General features: G+C 61.0%; 17 protein-coding genes and 1 riboswitch. Of the genes, 11 read left to right on the forward strand and 6 right to left on the reverse strand.

What is annotated here, in order from left to right; genetic code table 11:
* Window positions 1-615, forward strand: a 615-nt coding sequence (locus F6X62_RS04310) for a DUF4113 domain-containing protein (RefSeq protein ID WP_153772790.1), incomplete at its 5' end; no start/stop codon positions are given.
* A gap of 60 nt (window positions 616-675) precedes the next feature.
* On the opposite strand, the gene F6X62_RS04315 is transcribed toward F6X62_RS04310, so the two are convergent.
* A complete protein-coding gene (locus F6X62_RS04315) occupies window positions 676-2,490 on the reverse strand; it encodes a DUF4365 domain-containing protein (RefSeq protein WP_153772791.1) in 1,815 nt (604 codons plus the stop codon).
* Between the two features lie 397 nt (window positions 2,491-2,887).
* Window positions 2,888-3,094, reverse strand: coding sequence for a hypothetical protein (locus F6X62_RS04320; RefSeq protein ID WP_153772792.1), 207 nt, complete (start codon window positions 3,092-3,094; stop codon window positions 2,888-2,890).
* Between the two features lie 909 nt (window positions 3,095-4,003).
* Between F6X62_RS04320 and F6X62_RS04325 the strand changes: the two genes are divergently transcribed.
* A complete protein-coding gene (locus F6X62_RS04325) occupies window positions 4,004-4,273 on the forward strand; it encodes a DUF3077 domain-containing protein (RefSeq protein WP_153772793.1) in 270 nt (89 codons plus the stop codon).
* A gap of 97 nt (window positions 4,274-4,370) precedes the next feature.
* On the opposite strand, the gene F6X62_RS04330 is transcribed toward F6X62_RS04325, so the two are convergent.
* The 3 genes from F6X62_RS04330 to choX all read right to left on the reverse strand — a co-directional run bounded on the left by F6X62_RS04330 (window position 4,371) and on the right by choX (window position 7,676).
* Entirely contained in the window at window positions 4,371-5,663 is a 1,293-nt protein-coding gene (locus tag F6X62_RS04330) for an MFS transporter (RefSeq protein WP_153772794.1), read from the reverse strand.
* Window positions 5,664-5,820: 157 nt separating this feature from the next.
* Window positions 5,821-6,741: an alpha/beta hydrolase gene (locus F6X62_RS04335; protein ID WP_256673896.1), complete on the reverse strand. Its 921-nt coding sequence runs from the start codon at window positions 6,739-6,741 to the stop codon at window positions 5,821-5,823.
* Complete coding sequence (choX, locus tag F6X62_RS04340) at window positions 6,741-7,676, reverse strand: choline ABC transporter substrate-binding protein (RefSeq protein ID WP_153772795.1); 936 nt, start codon at window positions 7,674-7,676, stop codon at window positions 6,741-6,743. Before choX ends, F6X62_RS04335 begins: the two co-directional genes overlap by 1 nt.
* Window positions 7,677-7,998: 322 nt before the next feature.
* Here choX and hda point away from each other — a divergent pair, with 322 nt between their 5' ends.
* From hda to F6X62_RS04355, 3 genes are all read left to right on the forward strand, one after another.
* The gene (hda, locus tag F6X62_RS04345) at window positions 7,999-8,703 is read left to right on the forward strand and encodes a DnaA regulatory inactivator Hda (RefSeq protein WP_054890953.1); all 705 of its coding nucleotides are present in this window, start codon (window positions 7,999-8,001) and stop codon (window positions 8,701-8,703) included.
* Window positions 8,704-8,828: 125 nt separating this feature from the next.
* Window positions 8,829-9,470: a C40 family peptidase gene (locus F6X62_RS04350; RefSeq protein WP_153772796.1), complete on the forward strand. Its 642-nt coding sequence runs from the start codon at window positions 8,829-8,831 to the stop codon at window positions 9,468-9,470.
* Between the two features lie 135 nt (window positions 9,471-9,605).
* Window positions 9,606-10,142, forward strand: coding sequence for a C40 family peptidase (locus F6X62_RS04355; protein ID WP_054890951.1), 537 nt, complete (start codon window positions 9,606-9,608; stop codon window positions 10,140-10,142).
* A gap of 35 nt (window positions 10,143-10,177) precedes the next feature.
* Here the strand turns inward: F6X62_RS04355 and F6X62_RS04360 are convergent, their stop codons facing one another.
* The gene (locus F6X62_RS04360) at window positions 10,178-10,756 is read right to left on the reverse strand and encodes a hypothetical protein (protein WP_063545852.1); all 579 of its coding nucleotides are present in this window, start codon (window positions 10,754-10,756) and stop codon (window positions 10,178-10,180) included.
* 136 nt (window positions 10,757-10,892) lie between these two features.
* Window positions 10,893-11,113: riboswitch (cobalamin riboswitch) on the forward strand.
* A gap of 144 nt (window positions 11,114-11,257) precedes the next feature.
* Between F6X62_RS04360 and cobO the strand changes: the two genes are divergently transcribed.
* The 6 genes from cobO to F6X62_RS04390 are packed head-to-tail and all read left to right on the forward strand — an operon-like array spanning window position 11,258 to window position 17,152.
* Complete coding sequence (cobO, locus tag F6X62_RS04365; protein ID WP_125931596.1) at window positions 11,258-11,869, forward strand: cob(I)yrinic acid a,c-diamide adenosyltransferase; 612 nt, start codon at window positions 11,258-11,260, stop codon at window positions 11,867-11,869.
* Window positions 11,866-13,164 (forward strand): cobyrinate a,c-diamide synthase, encoded by a 1,299-nt coding sequence (locus F6X62_RS04370; protein ID WP_153772797.1) that lies wholly within the window; start codon window positions 11,866-11,868, stop codon window positions 13,162-13,164. Before cobO ends, F6X62_RS04370 begins: the two co-directional genes overlap by 4 nt.
* Window positions 13,161-13,811: a 5,6-dimethylbenzimidazole synthase gene (gene bluB, locus F6X62_RS04375; RefSeq protein WP_054890947.1), complete on the forward strand. Its 651-nt coding sequence runs from the start codon at window positions 13,161-13,163 to the stop codon at window positions 13,809-13,811. Before F6X62_RS04370 ends, bluB begins: the two co-directional genes overlap by 4 nt.
* Window positions 13,808-14,716, forward strand: coding sequence for an adenosylcobinamide-phosphate synthase CbiB (cbiB, locus tag F6X62_RS04380; RefSeq protein ID WP_054890946.1), 909 nt, complete (start codon window positions 13,808-13,810; stop codon window positions 14,714-14,716). The genes bluB and cbiB overlap by 4 nt, the downstream gene beginning before the upstream one ends.
* Window positions 14,709-15,701 (forward strand): threonine-phosphate decarboxylase CobD, encoded by a 993-nt coding sequence (gene cobD / locus F6X62_RS04385; RefSeq protein WP_153772798.1) that lies wholly within the window; start codon window positions 14,709-14,711, stop codon window positions 15,699-15,701. Before cbiB ends, cobD begins: the two co-directional genes overlap by 8 nt.
* Window positions 15,698-17,152 (forward strand): cobyric acid synthase, encoded by a 1,455-nt coding sequence (locus F6X62_RS04390; RefSeq protein WP_153772799.1) that lies wholly within the window; start codon window positions 15,698-15,700, stop codon window positions 17,150-17,152. The genes cobD and F6X62_RS04390 overlap by 4 nt, the downstream gene beginning before the upstream one ends.
* The last annotated feature ends 1 nt before the right edge of the window (window position 17,153 follow it).

The raw sequence follows: 17,153 nt of genomic DNA on the forward strand, positions 1-17,153 counted from the left end.
GTGGTGGTGGAGAAGACCGCGCGCGAGCTGGCTGGCGTTCCCTGCCTCGAACTGGATGAGGCGGCGCCACCGAAGCAGGAGATCTGCTGCAGTAGGATGTTCGGCAAGCGGCTGACAGAGCTCGCCCCGATCAAGCAGGCCGTGGCCACCTACACCGGGCGAGCGGCTGAAAAACTGCGGGCTCAGGGCTCGGTATGCAAGCGCATGCGAGTGAGTATCCGTACCGGCATGTTCAACCCTGGTGAGCTGCACCATGCACAGGGAGCGCTTGTGGAGCTGCCTTACCCCACGAACGATACGCTGCTGCTCACCAGGGCGGCGACAAATGCGGTGGAGCGTGTTTTCAGGGAGGGCTACCGGTACAGCAAGGCGGAAGTGTTACTACTCGACTTGTGCCAGCCAGGTGACTTCACGGACGATCTGTTCGCGATCTCGCAGCCCATGGCGAGCGGCAGACTGATGTCGGTGGTGGACCAGATCAACGAGCGGTATGGGCGAGGGACAATGAGGTCGGGTAGCGTCCCCCGCACCCCCGATTGGGGGATGCGCCGGGAGATGAAGAGTCAATCTTATACGACTCGGCTCGACCAGTTATGGACTGTCCCTGCGCGCTAGGTTGGTTAATCATTACTGTTTGATGTCTTTGCCGAATCTCTAGGTGGTAGTCCAAGGCAGTTAAAACTGGTACGTGTCGATTATGTCCTTATTTAAGTTTCTGATCTCGTAATGCCATTTAAAGCTCCACTTCCACTCACTGGGTCTGGGAGAGCAATCGTTGCAGTTTTGGCAGTGTTTATTCTCAAAGCTAAGTGCAGGGACAGAGTGAGTGCCCAAATACAGATCTTTGATGCTCCCCCCGCTGGCCATCGCGTACTTATGCTTCAAACATATAAGCAGCTTAATTCCTCCAGCTGAATGCATTTGCAACGACTGAGCGACTATTCCGCCTGGTCTATAGTCTACGAATAAATGTTCGCATGTTTTCATTATCTCTGAAGGGTCATAGTTGGCCAGTGCCAGAGATACGATTTCTCCCAGTTCGTTATTCGGGTCGTCAGGATCCATTCCAAGGTTTTTGGCCATATCAATAAAGAATTTTTTTTGCTCGTCGACGCTCGCGTCAAGAAAGGAAGTTGGATTGAGGACTTTTTTGCATTCCTCTTCAATGCGTCCTAGAGCGGGGGACAATTCAGGGAGATTCTTTATTATGAAAGCTTTGGCTTCGGGTTTGGTTTTAGTGTTTTCTGGGTCTGAGGCTATGAGGCGGTATATGCATTGTGTGTAATAGGTGTTGTTTGTGTATACACAGTAATGAAGTACTAGTGATGAAAGGCTTTGGTGCCAGTGTTCAATAAATTCAATTGACTCAGTGGTGCCTCTTGCCTCATGTATTTGACGGAAAACTAATATAGAGGGTGATATCTCAATGAATAGGTCAGCAAGTATATGATACTGGCTGCTATTAAAAAGCCTGTTGCAAAGGTCGACCAGTTTTTGCAAAGCAAAACAGCATGCTCTATAAACTTGTTGTGTCTGCCCATCGAAGATCAAGTATTCCAACGAAGAATCGTTAAAATGATTCGTTGCATGATGTGCAGAAAATAATGTATCCATGCTGATTTTAAACTGCGTGCGACGCGCTTTCCCTAAGGCGATTAGTCTGAGTGGTTTTGATCGATCGAGCCGAGCCAAGTAAATAAGATTGTGACAGATTCGGAAAAGGCGATCAAAGTAATCTTGCTGGTTTCGAGTGTTAGGGGCTATCTGAAATGCGTGCCAGTAGTACAGGGTGGCGACAAACCGATCTTCTGAAGGTACTACAGGAGATGCAGATAGCGTTTCAGCTTTATCATAGAGGGAATTGTAATCCTTTGCGTGGAGCAAGTTGTCAAGTTGTTGGTGGTGCGCCTTGTAAAGAGCGTCACCAATTACATGTATTTTATGATCGAGCTCCGCTGAGGTCATCCTAGGATACTGAGCGATGGATGCTTTTATCCCAAGAATACTAAGATGATCCCAGCATAAGTTAACAGATGTCAGAAGGCTCTCTGCTAATGACGGTGAGCCTCTCGATAGTGTATTTGTCGTCGGAAGATGAACCTGAATGTAACTTTGATCTGTTGCGGTGAGTACTTTGCTCTTGAGTTCTTCGTCGATAGTTAAGGCCTTCCAGAATATTTTCTGGGTGGATACCTCTACGACAACTAGTACCACTGGGATTTTAAAGTTGTAGTAATATTTCAGTCGTTCTGTTGTTAGGGTGAATGATAGAGTTTGATTGTTATTGATGTAGGTGGAAAATTCCTCCCCCTTTATTTGGACTTTAAAGATGCTTTCTTTACCAAGTGCCTTCCCGTTGCTGTCTTTTAATTCAATTTCGCCGTCAATGCCAAAATCATTTTGATCCTCTTGGCTGCGGTAGATCCAAGCACTTGGTAAATTGTATGCGAAAATGCGCCCGGCTTCGGTGCCAATTTCACCTGCATTCATGCCAGATTCCTTTGATTAAAGCTGCCAAGGTAATGCTTTGAAGTAATGCAATAGTTACAAAAATATTCGAACAGCTTGGATTTAGGAGTTTTTTTAGGGTATTGGTATTCTTTTTTAATTGTTCGATATTTTTTTTGATAATGAGATGCATGGCTATCCATTGCGGTGGCTGTTGGCTAGGTGCCAGTATGCCACCACTACGTTAGCATTCGGTATAGATTAGGGTAACGATGGACGCTCAGCACCATGCCTTCGGAGCTGAGCTGGAGTGCAGGATGGCAAATGAGGTGCTATAAAAGTGGTACGATCAAGGAAAATTCTCGATAAATCTTAAGAAAATCATAAAGTTAAATTTTTATTAGCCCAATCCATCATTGGCTTAACCAGCTCGGCCAGCTTACTCACGCAGCACCGCTATGTTGGCTGAGATCGCGTCGGCGTTCACGTCCAAGGCTCGCAGGGCACCCATGACATTCTCGTGGATCTGGGCAGATCCTCTCTGGCTAACCCATAGCGATAGCTCCTCCAGAGCAGCCCTTATAGCTACCTGGTTCAGAAACAAAAGCTCAAGCGTGTCAGCGGTGAAAGAAGCTTTTTCGTCCATAGGTGAGGTCCATTGCTGAGATTTTTAGGGCAAGTTTAGGGCGTTTTTCAGGGCGCTTCAGGCCACGCCAGCCCTACTACCCATGGGATCTTAGCTGATATTGTGGGCCTATCCCGGCCTCGTGAGTAAGTCGGGCGGGTTCAAATCCCTATCTCTCCGCCATACATGAAAAGCCCCGCTGATGAGAATCAGCGGGGCTTTTTTATGGGCAAAATTTCGACGGTAGTAGGCTGAGGCTCGCGAGAGTTCGAGGCAGATATCAGTGCTTAAAATGACTCCGCCGCCTTTCCATCGAATCCTACCAATCAGCTTTTCCTTATTCCCTGTAGTCCATTTCCCAAACATACTCCCGCTGCCATTCCGCCATTGCAGTGCTCCAAACCGGCCTCTAGTCTCGCCGGGTCGTTGCCAATTCAACGACCGGCTTTGACAGGCCGCTTCGATCACTGAAACACGTGCAAGCGCTATGGCGGCTGTGCGTGGGGCACCTTCGTGTGCGCCGAGTTTCAGTGTCCTCGGTCTGTCAACCCGCGCACAGCTGCCACCTTCCTGTTTGACAGCGGGTGATGGCAGCCTCAATGACACTGAGGTGAGTATGCTGAAGATTGTCCCCGATCCACCCCCGCTCGAATATCCCACCCGTTCGCTCGAATTCCTTTTAAAACAGATTGCTCAGGATCTGGGTGTTGCCTTGAGCATTGCAGACCGACGATTGCCTTGTGTTTTGGGTCAGGAGCTGGCCGCGGCCAGAGGTCTGGTCAGGATGGCTTTGACCAGGATGCCAATAGATCGCTATGGGTCTTTGCCGATAGCGGCGACCCCATCGCGGGACCAGCCCGCTCCTACAGGTTGGGCGGTGTTCCCCAAGGTTGCGGTATGGCAACGGGGTGTCAATGGAGGAGAGCATCAATGAGCGATGTTGTGCAGGCACCAGCGACGCCGGGACTCACTGCATTCAGTGCAGGGGATGGTTCGGGGCGGCCACTCTTTCGCGTCGAGCAGGGTATTCCCTGCAAGCATGCTCGCGAGCATGCGTCGGAATTGCTCGGTAGTGTCAGGCGACTGACATTTTTGGGTGTCATGGAGAGCGACACCGACTTGGCCTGGGCAGGTTATTACCTGGCGGGTATGGCCAAAGCACTGCTGGATGATGCTGAGCTGGGAATGAACCAGGACTAAGCCGAAAGCGCGCCCGAGATTCTCGGGCGCGCTTTTTCAGTTATGCGGAGTTACTTTCCAGCGCTCTGCACAGCACTCGTAAGAACCCGTCACACCCTCAGGCAACGGCCGTGCTGCGGGCAGGTCGGCGGCGATACAGCACAAGCGTTGCAGTGAACGCACACAGCGCTGCGAACATCAGCCAGTAAGCCGGGGCGGCCTTGTCTGACGTGGCATGGATCGCCCAGGTGGACACCGCCGGGGTGAAGCCGCCGAACACCGCGGTGGCGAGGCTATAAGCCAGGGAGAATCCGGCAACGCGCACTTCGGTGGGCATGATTTCGGTCAGGGCAGGGATCAGTGCGCCGTTGTACATGCCATAGAGGCACGAGAACCACAGCAGCACTTCCAGCATGTGAGCGAAGCTGGGGGCCTGGGCCAGGTAGGACAGCGCAGGGTATGCCGTGAGTACGGTCAGCAGGGACATTGCCGCCAGCAGCGGTTTGCGTCCCAGGCGATCGCTCAATGTGCCGCCGATCGGCAGCCACAGGAAATTGGACACGGCGACCAGCAAGGTCACCATCAATGCATCACTGGTATCGAGCTGCAGTACGGTCTTGCCAAAGGTCGGGGCGTACACGGTGATCATGTAGAAGGCGGTGGTGGTCATGGCCACCATCAGCATGCCCAGGATCACCACCGATGCGTTGGCGCACAGTGTCTTGAACACCTGGCTCATGGTCGGGCGATGCTCGCGTTTGGCGAACTCTTCGGTCTCCTGCAAGTTGCGGCGCAGCAGGAAGATGCACGGGACGATCAGGCAGCCCACGGCAAACGGAATCCGCCATCCCCACTGGGACAACTCCTCGGCGGACAACCACTGATTCAGGCCATAGCCCAGGGCTGCGGCAACCATGATGGAGACCTGCTGGCTGGCCGATTGCCAACTGGCGTAGAAGCCTTTGCGCCCGGGCGTGGCCATCTCCGCCAGGTAAACAGAAACGCCACCGAGCTCGGCACCGGCCGAGAACCCTTGCAGCAGCCTGCCGAGCAACACCAGGGCCGGCGCCCACAGGCCGATGCTGGCATAGCCGGGCACGAACACGATCAGCAAGGTACCGCTGGCCATGATCGCCAAGGTCACGATCAGGCCTTTGCGTCTGCCGACGTCATCGATGTAGGCGCCGAGGATGATCGCCCCCAGCGGGCGCATCAGAAAGCCTGCGCCGAATACGGCGAAGGTCATCATCAATGAGGCGAATTCGTTGCTTGCAGGGAAGAACGCGGCAGCGATCTGGGTGGCGTAGAAACCGAACAGGAAGAAGTCGAACTGTTCGAGAAAATTGCCGGAGGTCACCCGGAAGACTCTTCCGGCTTTGGACGGTGCTTTGGCAGGGAGGGGGGGATTCATCACGTGCTCCAGCTATTCAGCGAATCTTTGTAAGAGGTTGTAACAAAAGATTCTTGCAGAAAGAGCATGGGTCAAAACATGAAACTTTCATTAGGTAGGCGCTTCCCTCTCGTGACGAGCCCGCGCTTGCAGGTCGGGCGGTTTCGGTAAAAGGGGCTCAATCGAGGCTGTTCCTGAGCGCTGCAAACAGCGCCTCGTACAGGGCCTCCACCTCCGGCAACCCCCTGGCCCGCAGGCAGCCATGGACCAACCCATGGCCTGGGAAGTAATCGACCGCCACTCCGTCGTCTCTCAACCGTTGTGCATAGCGCAGGCCGTCATCGCGCAGTGGGTCGAACTCGGCCACGGCAATGAAAGCGGGCGCCAGCCTCGTGAGGTCGCGGGCGAGCAATGGCAGCGCCAGCGGGCTGAGAGTAGTGGAGGGCAGGTAGGCGTTCAGGCAGGCGCGCATGTCGTCGACAGACAACAGCGGTGCATCGGCACATTCGCGTCGCGACACGCTGTCCTCGTCACCCAGCGCGGGATAGATCAGCGCCTGCATGCGCGGCTGCGGCTCATCCGCTTCACGCAGTGCCAGGCACAGGGCGGCGGCGAGATTGCCCCCGGCGCTGTCGCCGATGGCTACCAGTCGTGTGGGGTCAACCGGTACATCCAGCGCGCCATCGCGCAGGGCGCGCCAGACGGCGAGGCTGTCGTGCAGCGCGGCGGGGAAGGGGTGTTCCGGCGCGAGTCGGTAATCCACCGCGACCACCGCCACTCCCAGGCGCGCCGTCAGTTCGGCGCAGAAGAACGCGTGTGAGTCGAGCCCACCGAGCATCCAGCCACCGCCATGCATAAATAGCAGCGCTGGCCACCCTCCGGCCGGTGCTGCTTGTGCCGGTTGGAACACGCGCAAGGGCACCAGTCCCGGCATATTCAGATCTCGCACCTGCACGCCTTCCGGGCATGGCGGGGTGAAGGCTGCGGCCATGCGCGAATAGGCCGCGCGCTGGGCTGCCAGTGCAGGATCGGCCACGCTGAAGGCGCGGGTCCGTTCGATGAAGGCCTGCATGTCGGCCGAGAGAGGGTAGCGCTGCATTACTGTTGCGCGACCAATGCCGCATTGGCGGGCTTGCCGTCGAACGTGGTCACGCCCTCGAGCCAGGCCGAGACCTGCTCGGGGTGCGCCTTGAGCCAGTCTCGAGCGGCATCGAGCGGTGCTTTGCGGTCGAGGATCGGCTCCATGACCTGGCTGACACCTTCGCTGGTAAAGCGCAGGTTGTGCAGCAGCTTGGCGACGTTGGCGCATTGTTGCTGGTAACCGGCTGCGGTCATGATCGAGACGGTGGCCGAGCCTTCGTTGGGGCCGAAGGCGTCGTCGCTGCCGGAGAGGTAGCGCATGTCGATCTGCAGGTTCATCGGATGCGGCTTCCAGCCGGCGAACACCACCCACTCGTTCTTCTGCACGGCACGCTTGACCGCCGTCAGCATGCCGGCCTCGCTGGACTCGATGCCCTTGAAACCCTTCAGGCCGAATTTGTCTTCGGCGATCATCTGTGCGGTGATGCGGTTCATGCCGCTGCCGGGTTCGATCAGGTACAACTGGTTCTTGAGCTTGTCGCGAAACCTGGCGATGTCGGCGAAGGTCTTCAGGCCCGCGTCGTAGGCGTAGGCGGGCACGGCATAGGTGGACTGTGCATCGGCGAGGGTGGCGGGGCTGATCACGTCGATCTGCTGTTTGTCCAGGAAAGGCTTGGCCACCGATTGCATGGTTGGCTGCCAGTAACCGAGAAACACATCGAGGCGTTTTTCCGCCATGCCGGCCAGGATGATCTGCTGCGAGGCGCTGGTCTGCTTGACCTTGTAGCCCAGGCTGTCGAGCAGGGCTTCGGCGACGGCGCTGCTGGCGACGACGTCGGTCCAGTTCACCGAGCCCATGCGCACGTTCTGGCAAGCGGCGGGTTCTGCGCCCCAGCTGGCTGCGCTGATACCCAGGAGTGCGGCGCAGGTGGCCGCCTTGATCGATCGCTGCATGACTTTTCCCCTCACGAGACGGTGATTATCGTTGTTATGTCATGACGCCCCGCGCGGCGGTGGCTGCCGTTCAGGTTATGAGTCGGGCGAGTGGAAAAATCGCACCCAGGCGACCTGCTTTTGCACCCAGGCGACTTCGAGTCTGGCACGCTATTGGGCGGGGCGCTTGGCCGAGGTGATGCTCTGATTGCTCAAAAATCACGCAACTTGTTGATTTTACTTGCGCTATTTCCTTCCCCGATTGTGCCGCCCGCGCTGCGGGTATAGACTTTGCGCACTCTTCACCAAAGGCCCCCTTTGGTCCTCGCGACCGCCAGCCAGCATGAAACCAATCCAGTTGCCCCTGGGTGTGCGCCTGCGCGATGACGCCACCTTCATCAACTACTATCCGGGCGCCAATGCCGCGGCACTGGGCTATGTCGAGCGGCTGTGCGAAGCCGACGCGGGCTGGACCGAGAGCCTCATCTATCTGTGGGGCAAGCAGGGCGCAGGGCGCACCCACCTGCTGCAGGCTGCCACCCACCGTTTCCAGCAACTGGGCGAACCCGCCGTCTACCTGCCGTTGGCGCAGTTGCTCGACCGAGGCGTAGAGTTGCTCGACCATCTGGAGCAGTACGAGCTGGTGTGCATCGACGACCTGCACGTGATTGCCGGCAAGGCCGACTGGGAAGAGGCGATGTTCCATCTGTTCAATCGCCTGCGTGACAGCGGCAGGCGTCTGCTGCTGGCGGCCTCGAGTTCGCCGCGCGAGCTGCCGATCAAGCTCGCCGACCTCAAGTCAAGGCTCACCCTGGCACTGATTTTCCAGATGCGTGGCCTGTCCGACGAAGACAAGCTGCGTGCCTTGCAATTGCGCGCCTCGCGCCGTGGCCTGCACCTGACCGATGAGGTCGGGCACTTCATTCTCACCCGTGGAACGCGCAGCATGAGTGCACTGTTCGATCTGCTCGAACGCCTCGACCAGGCCTCGCTGCAAGCCCAGCGCAAGTTGACCATTCCCTTCCTCAAGGAAACCCTCGGCTGGTAACCCTGAAAACACCGGGCCAGAGCGGCAAAACGCAAAAGTCACATTTTTTTCGATAAAATTTGCAAATAGGTCCGATAGAAGGCATAGTTTCCCCCTTCTAAAGGATTACAGACACGGTCGTGCCCATGCTCAAGCGCTTCGCACCCCTCGTGCCACTCGCACTCGTGACCCTGCTTTTTGGCTGCGCGGCCCAAGGCCCGATTTCCCAGCCCCAGGATCACCCATCGGTCACCGCGCAAACCGCGGTCAAGGCCAAGGCTTCGCATTCGTCGGTATTCGATGAAGAAGACCTCGCCACCGATGAAGACCTTCAAGCCTTCTCCAGCAACAGCAAGCCCTACCAGCTGCCCGTCCTTGCAGACAGCATTCTGGAGCGTGGCATGTCGCTGATCGGCACCCGTTATCGTTTCGGCGGTACCTCCGAGCAGTCCGGCTTCGATTGCAGCGGCTTCATCGGCTACCTGTTCCGTGAAGAGGCCGGCATGAACCTGCCGCGCTCGACCCGCGAGATGATCAACGTCGACGCCCCCAAGGTCGCACGCAACAAGCTCAAGCCGGGTGACCTGCTGTTCTTCAGCACCAACGGCCGTGGCCGTGTCAGCCATGCCGGCATCTACCTGGGTGACAACCAGTTCATCCACTCCAGCAGCCGCCGCAGCGGTGGTGTGCGCATCGATAACCTCGATGACCGCTACTGGAGCAAGACCTTCATCGAAGCCAAGCGTGCCTTGGCCATGGCGCCGACCACTACCCTGTCGCGCAACTGATATCAAAATGATGTATCCTCGCATGGCGGCGTAGCTGAAAAGCTAGCCGCCGTGCGCATTTACGAATAGCGTCTAATCTAAATCCTTAACTCTTTTTTCGGCTGCGGCCGATTGGTCTCAGACAGGTTCTGACCCATGGCGATGATGACGCGCTTCGCATTCCTTTCCTTGGTGGCACTGCTTGCCGCCTGTTCCAGCCGTGCTCCGGCACCGGCACCTGTGGCCAAGCCGCAGATCACCTTCATCGACCAACCTTCCTCGTCGCCTGTGGCTGACGATGTGTTGATCCGTGCCATCGGTCTGGTCGGCACCCCGTACCGCTGGGGCGGCAACACCCCGGATTCGGGTTTCGATTGCAGTGGCCTGATCGGTTACGTCTACCGCGGCGCGGCCAACATCAACCTGCCACGCTCGACCCGCGAGATGATCGTCATGCGTGCACCGACCGTGGACATCAATTCGCTGCAATCCGGTGACTTGGTGTTCTTCGCCACCGGCGGTGGCTCGCAGGTAAGCCATGCCGGGATCTACGTGGGGGAGGGGCGCTTCGTGCATGCGCCGTCCACCGGCGGTACGGTGCGCTTGGACTACCTGTCGAACAGCTACTGGTCCAAGGCCTACTTGCAGGCCAAGCGGGTGTTGGCGCCGGGGCATCTGGCGCAGAATCCCTGAGATTGTCGGGGCTGCGCAGCAGCCCCGGCGTACATTCAAGCCTGCTTGAGCAACAACGCCACACCCGGGTGGTATTGCCCTGACTCGTTATGCAGCTTGCGGTACGCATATGGGAAGTACCAGGCAATCGCGCAGGCCGTGTGCTTGTTCAAGTCATCGACCATATCCTGTAGTTCCTCGGGGCTTGCATGCTGCCCCGCCTTCCACGGGCTGACAAACAGCGCCCCGGCCTTGAGCTGGCTGGGATAGGCTGCCAGCCGCGCCAACGTCGCCGCCTCCTGCAGGGCGCCCGCCAGGTCCAGGCGGGCGATCTTCGGCCAGCGCTGCTCAGTGTGCAGATGAATGGATTGTTCGGCGCCAGCAATCGACAAATCGCAGCGGCCTTCGCGCTCGCCTTCGTCACGCTGCTTCTTGCTCTGATAGTGCTGCAGCGCCACCAGCTCGGCCTGCCAGGCAGCGGCGGCGAGGATACCGGCATTGGCCTGGGCGCCGTGCCAATAGGGCGCATCGCCATCGCCATGGATCTGGTTGAAGCGGTCGATGCAGTCGATCCAGCGCTCCAGGGCCGGGCGCAGGAATTCCAGGTGCGGGTTGTTGATGATCAAGCCTTGCATGCCGCGCTCTCCTTTTATTATGGTCGCGTACAGCCGGTGATGGCTATGTGATATCACTGCTTCAATAGTGAGACAAGCATCCAGATCAACCGTTCATCGTCCGCGTTTAATTGACGCTCCCTGTGCAACCCTCTAACCTTCGCGGCGTGTTTCAGGTGCTCTGCGGATCAGCTCCGGCAGGGTGAAACTGGGAAGCCGGTGGGCGCCAGCAGGGCGCGAATCCGGCGCTGCCCCCGCAACGGTAGGTGAGTCAAGGCCGCGCAAGGCCACTGGGTGTCCGCACCCGGGAAGGCGCGCGGTTTCGGGCCAAGGCCCGGCTCACGAGCCCGGAGACCGGCCTGTCACTGTCAACGGCATCACGGAGGGTGATGCGCGCTGCCCCGTGGTATCGCCACGGCCTTTGCGCGCTCCCTTCGCCTGCCTGCCTTGTTTATCTGTCGTTGCCTGGTGCCCGCCCGCGAGTGCCCGACCGGCGCGTCGACAGCCTGCGGAGAACCCCTGATGAGCGAATCCATCGAGCGCGACGAACGCCACCTGGCACGCATGCAGCGCAAAAAAGCGATCATCGACGAACGTATCGCCAATTCCCCGAATGAGTGCGGCCTGCTGCTGGTGCTCACTGGCAATGGCAAGGGCAAGAGCAGCTCGGCCTTCGGCATGCTTGCCCGTGCGCTGGGGCATGGCATGCAGTGCGGGGTTGTTCAGTTCATCAAGGGCCGTAACAGCACCGGCGAGGAGCTGTTCTTCCGCCGCTTTCCCAACGAAGTGCGCTACCACGTGATGGGCGAGGGCTTCACTTGGGAAACCCAGGACCGCCAGCGCGACATCGCCGCAGCAGAGGCGGCCTGGGCCGTCTCCCGCCAGTTGCTGCAGGACCCGTCGGTGCAGTTTGTAGTGCTCGATGAGCTGAATATCGCCCTCAAGCACGGCTACCTCGACCTGGACCAGGTGCTCTCGGACATCCAGGCCCGTCCTCCGATGCAACACGTGATCGTCACTGGCCGCGCCGCCAAGCCGGAAATGATCGAGCTGGCCGACACCGTGACCGAGATGGGCATGCTCAAGCACGCCTTCCAGGCCGGTATCCGCGCACAGAAGGGCGTTGAACTGTGAGTCGAGCCACCCGTCATTGCCCGGCGGTGCTGATTGCCGCACCAGCCTCCGGCCAGGGCAAGACCACCGTCACCGCCGCCTTGGCGCGCCTGCACCGCAACCTCGGGCGCAAGGTGCGGGTGTTCAAGTGCGGGCCGGATTTTCTCGACCCGATGATCCTGGAGCGCGCCAGCGGCGCGCCGGTGTACCAGTTGGACATGTGGATGATCGGCGAACAGGAGAGCCGCCGTCTGTTGTGGGACGCTGCCGCTGACGCCGACCTGATCCTCATCGAAGGTGTCATGGGGCTGTTCGACGGTACGCCGTCGAGCGCTGACCTGGCGCGGCACTTCGGCGTGCCGGTGCTGGCGGTGATCGATGGCACGGCCATGGCCCAGACCTTCGGGGCTCTGGCCCTGGGCCTGGCGCGCTACCAGCCTGACCTGCCATTCGCTGGCGTGCTGGCCAACCGGGTCGGCAGCCTGCGCCATGCGCAACTGCTCGAAGGTAGCCTGACCGAAGGCTTGCGCTGGTATGGCGGGTTGTCTCGCGAGCGCGGCATCGAGTTGCCCAGCCGTCACCTCGGCCTGGTCCAGGCCAGTGAGCTGAACGATCTGGATGCACGTCTGGACGCTGCCGCCGAGGCCTTGGGCGCCAGCTGCGATGCTGCCTTGCCGCCGCCGGTGGCCTTTGTCGAACCACACGCCGCCCCCTCGACCGCAAGCCTTGCCGGTGTGCGCATCGGTGTGGCCCGCGACGAGGCGTTCGCCTTCCTCTATGGCGCCAACCTCGACCTGCTGCGCGATCAGGGCGCGGAGCTCGTGTTCTTCTCGCCGTTGCACGACCGGCACCTGCCTGCGGTCGACAGCCTGTATTTGCCCGGCGGCTACCCCGAATTGCATCACCACGCCCTGGCGGCCAACGCGCCGATGCGCGAGGCGATCCGCGGCCACCATGACGAAGGCAAACCCTTGTTGGCCGAATGCGGCGGCATGCTCTACCTGCTTGAGGCCTTGACCGACGTTGCGGGCGAACGTGCCGAGCTGCTGGGCCTGTTGCCCGGCGAGGCCGTGATGCAGAAGCGCCTCGCCGCGTTGGCGCTGCAGGCCGTCGAATTGCCTGAAGGCACCCTGCGTGGCCATACCTACCACCACTCGCTGACCACCACCGAGCTTGCGCCCATCGCCCGTGGCCTGAGCCCCAATGGCGGACGTGGCAACGAGGCGGTCTATCGTCTGGGGCGCTTGACGGCGTCCTACGTGCACTTCTATTTCCCTTCCAACCCCGAAGCGGCGGCGGCGCTGTTGCGACCATGAACGAACACGCTTTCAGCGAGGCCGAGCGCGCTGCGGTCTACCGAGCGATCGGTGAGCGTCGCGACATGCGCCACTTCATCGGCGGCGATGTGGCGCCTGAGCTGCTCGCCAGGCTGCTGGCCGCCGCGCACCAGGCGCCCAGCGTCGGGCTGATGCAGCCCTGGCGCTTCATTCGTATCAGCCAGCGCGACCTGCGCCTGCGCATCCAGGCGCTGGTGGAGGAGGAGCGGATTCGCACCGCCGAGGCCCTCGGCGAGCGCTCCGACGCATTCATGCAGCTCAAGGTCGAAGGCATTGGCGAGTGCGCCGAGGTGCTGGTTGCCGCCTTGATGGACAAGCGCGAGCCGCACATCTTTGGCCGCCGGACCCTGCCGGAAATGGATTTGGCGTCGATGGCCTGCGCGATCCAGAACCTCTGGCTGGCCGCACGCGCCGAAGGCCTGGGGATGGGCTGGGTGTCGCTGTTCGACCCGCAGGCGCTGGGCGAGCTGCTGGGCATGCCGGCCGGGGCCAAGCCTGTGGCGGTGTTGTGCCTGGGGCCGGTGGCGAAATTCTACGAGGCGCCCATGCTGGTGCTGGAAGACTGGGCGCGTGAGCGGCCGCTGAGCGAGATGCTCTACGAGAACCAATGGGGAGAGCAGGCATGAGCATCGCCTTGCTGACTGTTGCCGGTGTGGCGCTGGATGCGCTGCTGGGCGAGCCGCAGCGGCGTCATCCGCTGGTGGCATTCGGCAATTTCGCCGGGCGTCTGGAGCAACGCTTGAATGCCGGTGGCCGCGGCTGGCGCAGCCATGGGGTCAGCGCCTGGTTCCTGGCCGTGGTGCCCCTGACCTTGCTGGCGCTGATCCTGTCGTGGCTGCCCTACATCGGTTGGCTGGTGGATGCCCTGGCGCTGTATTGCGCGCTGGGCATGCGCAGCCTGGGCGAGCATGTATTGCCCGTGGCCCAGGCCCTGCGCCAAGGGGATCTGGATGAAGCACGGCGGCGGGTGGGCTATCTGGTCAGCCGCGAGACCCGCGAGCTCGACGAGCCTGCCGTGGCCCGCGCCGCGACCGAGTCGGTGCTGGAGAATGGAAGCGATGCGGTATTCGCCGCGCTGTTCTGGTTCGTCGTGGCCGGTGCGCCGGGCGTGGTGCTGTACCGCCTGAGCAATACCCTGGATGCCATGTGGGGTTATCGCAACGAACGTTTCGAGCGCTTCGGCTGGGCCGCAGCGCGTATCGACGATGTACTCAACTACCTGCCGGCCAGGCTGGTGGCCTTGACCTACGCATTGCTGGGCAAGACTCGCCTGGCGCTCAGTTGCTGGCGCAACCAGGCGCCGCTGTGGGACAGCCCCAACGCAGGCCCGGTGATGGCCGCAGGGGCCGGTGCCCTCGGCGTGGAGCTGGGAGGTCCGGCGGTGTACCACGGTGAGCTGCACGAACGAGCGCGCCTGGGCGAGGGGCCGGTGGCCGACGCCGATGCCATCGAGCGCGGCTGGAGCCTGGTGCAGCGCGGCGTATGGCTGTGGCTGCTGGTGATCTGCACGGGGGCCTGGCTCTATGCTTGAACATGGTGGCCGCCTGCTGCGCGCTGTGCACCAGTACGGTATCGCACGCGAAGACTGGCTCGACCTGTCCAGCGGTATCGCCCCCTGGTCCTTCTCCATCCCATCGATTCCGCTGGAGGTCTGGGCGCGCCTGCCTGAGGTCGAGGATGGCCTGGAGCAGGTCGCGCGCGCCTACTATGGTGTCGATGAACTGCTCGCGGTGGCGGGCTCTCAGGCAGCGATCCAGGCCTTGCCGCACTTGCGCACGCGCGGGCGGGTCGGCGTGTTGTCGCCGTGCTATGCCGAGCATCCGCATGCCTGGCAGCGCGCCGGGCATGAGCTTGTCGAGCTCGATGACGACCAGGTTGAAGCGGCCCTGGACCGCCTCGATGTGCTGCTGCTGGTCAACCCGAACAACCCCACGGGGCGCTGCGTGCCGCGCGAGCGCCTGCTCGACTGGCACGCACGCCTGGCTCGACGCGGCGGCTGGCTGGTGGTGGACGAGGCGTTCATGGACAACACCCCGGCACACAGCATCACCGATCAGAGTGGGCGTGGCGGATTGATCGTGCTGCGTTCGTTCGGCAAGTTCTTTGGCTTGGCCGGTGTGCGCCTGGGCTTCGTGATGGCCGAGGCGCCACTGCTGCAGCGCCTGGCCGAGATGCTGGGGCCGTGGACGGTCAGCGGCCCGACCCGGATCATCGGCCAGTCGTGCCTTGCCGATGGCCAGGCGCAGCGGGCGCAGATCGTGCGCTGCGCCGAAGCCAGCGCACGCCTTGCAGCACTGCTGGCCGAGTCTGGCTTGCCCGCCACTGGCGGCTGCGACCTGTTCCAGTACTTGCGCGATCCGCGCGCCGCCCAGCTTCACGACTTTCTCGCCCGCCGCGGCATTCTCGTGCGCCTGTTCGAGGCGCCTGCCGCCGTGCGTCTTGGCTTGCCTGCCAGTGCGGCGGATGAACAGCGCCTGCGCCAGGCGCTGCAGGACTACCAGAAGGAATCGGCATGACCACCCTCATGGTGCAAGGCACCACCTCCGATGCCGGCAAGAGCACGCTGGTCACCGCCCTGTGCCGTTGGCTGTTGCGCCAGGGTGTCGGCGTGGTGCCGTTCAAGCCGCAGAACATGGCGCTCAACAGCGCGGTGACCGCCGACGGTGGCGAGATTGGCCGCGCCCAGGCGGTGCAGGCCCAGGCCTGCCTGCTGGCACCGCATACCGACATGAACCCGGTACTGCTCAAACCCAACAGTGACACCGGCGCCCAGGTCATCGTCCATGGCCGCGCGGTGACCAGCATGAACGCCGTCGCGTATCACGACTACAAGGCCATCGCCATGCGGGCGGTCCTGGCCTCGCACCAGCGCCTGAGCGCTGCCTACCCGGTGGTGATGGTCGAAGGCGCAGGCTCGCCTGCCGAGATCAACCTGCGGGCCGGCGATATCGCCAACATGGGGTTTGCCGAGGCGGTGGACTGCCCGGTGATCCTGGTTGCCGATATCAACCGTGGCGGCGTGTTCGCCCACCTGGTCGGCACCCTCGAACTGCTGTCGCCCAGTGAGCAGGCGCGGGTGAAGGGGTTTGTCATCAACCGTTTTCGCGGAGACATCGCCTTGCTGCAACCGGGCCTGGACTGGCTCGAGCAGCGTACCGGCAAACCGGTGCTGGGCGTGTTGCCCTACGTCACTGACCTGCACCTGGAGGCCGAGGACGGCATCGACCGGCGCCAGTCGCTCAAGAGCGATCGTGTGCTCAAGGTGATCGTTCCGGTATTGCCGCGCATCAGCAACCACACCGACTTCGACCCGCTGCGCCTGCACCCGCAGGTGGACTTGCAGTTCATCGGCCCCGGCCAGCCGATTCCGCCTGCCGACCTGATCATCCTGCCCGGCTCTAAGAGCGTGCGCGGTGACCTGGCGCAGTTGCGCGAGCGCGGTTGGGACAGCGCCATTGCCCGTCACCTGCGTTACGGCGGCAAGCTCATCGGCATCTGCGGCGGGCTGCAGATGCTGGGGCGCCAGGTGCACGACCCGCTGGGGCTGGAAGGGCCGGCGGGTTCGAGCGCTGGGCTGGGCCTGTTCGACTACGCCACCGTGCTGGAAGCCGAAAAGCAGCTGCGCAATGTCGAAGGCGTGCTGAGCCTCGAGCAGGCACCGGTGTCGGGCTACGAAATTCATGCAGGCGTCACCCAGGGGCCTGCGCTGGAGCAGCCTGCGGTGATGCTCGAAGATGGACGTGCCGATGGCGCGATCAGCGCTGACGGGCAGATCCTCGCCACCTACCTGCACGGTTTGTTCGAGGGTAGCCAGTCGTGCGCCGCGCTGCTGCGCTGGGCCGGGCTGGATGACGTCGAGGTGGTCGATTACGAGGCGCTGCGCGAACGCGATATCGAACGCCTGGCCGACCTCATCGAGCAGCACCTGGACACCGCGCGGTTGCGCGCCTTGTGTGGAGTGGCCTGAG

The organism is Pseudomonas sp. MNR3A (genome assembly GCF_009650575.1).
Classification (GTDB): Bacteria; Pseudomonadota; Gammaproteobacteria; order Pseudomonadales; family Pseudomonadaceae; genus Aquipseudomonas; species Aquipseudomonas machongensis.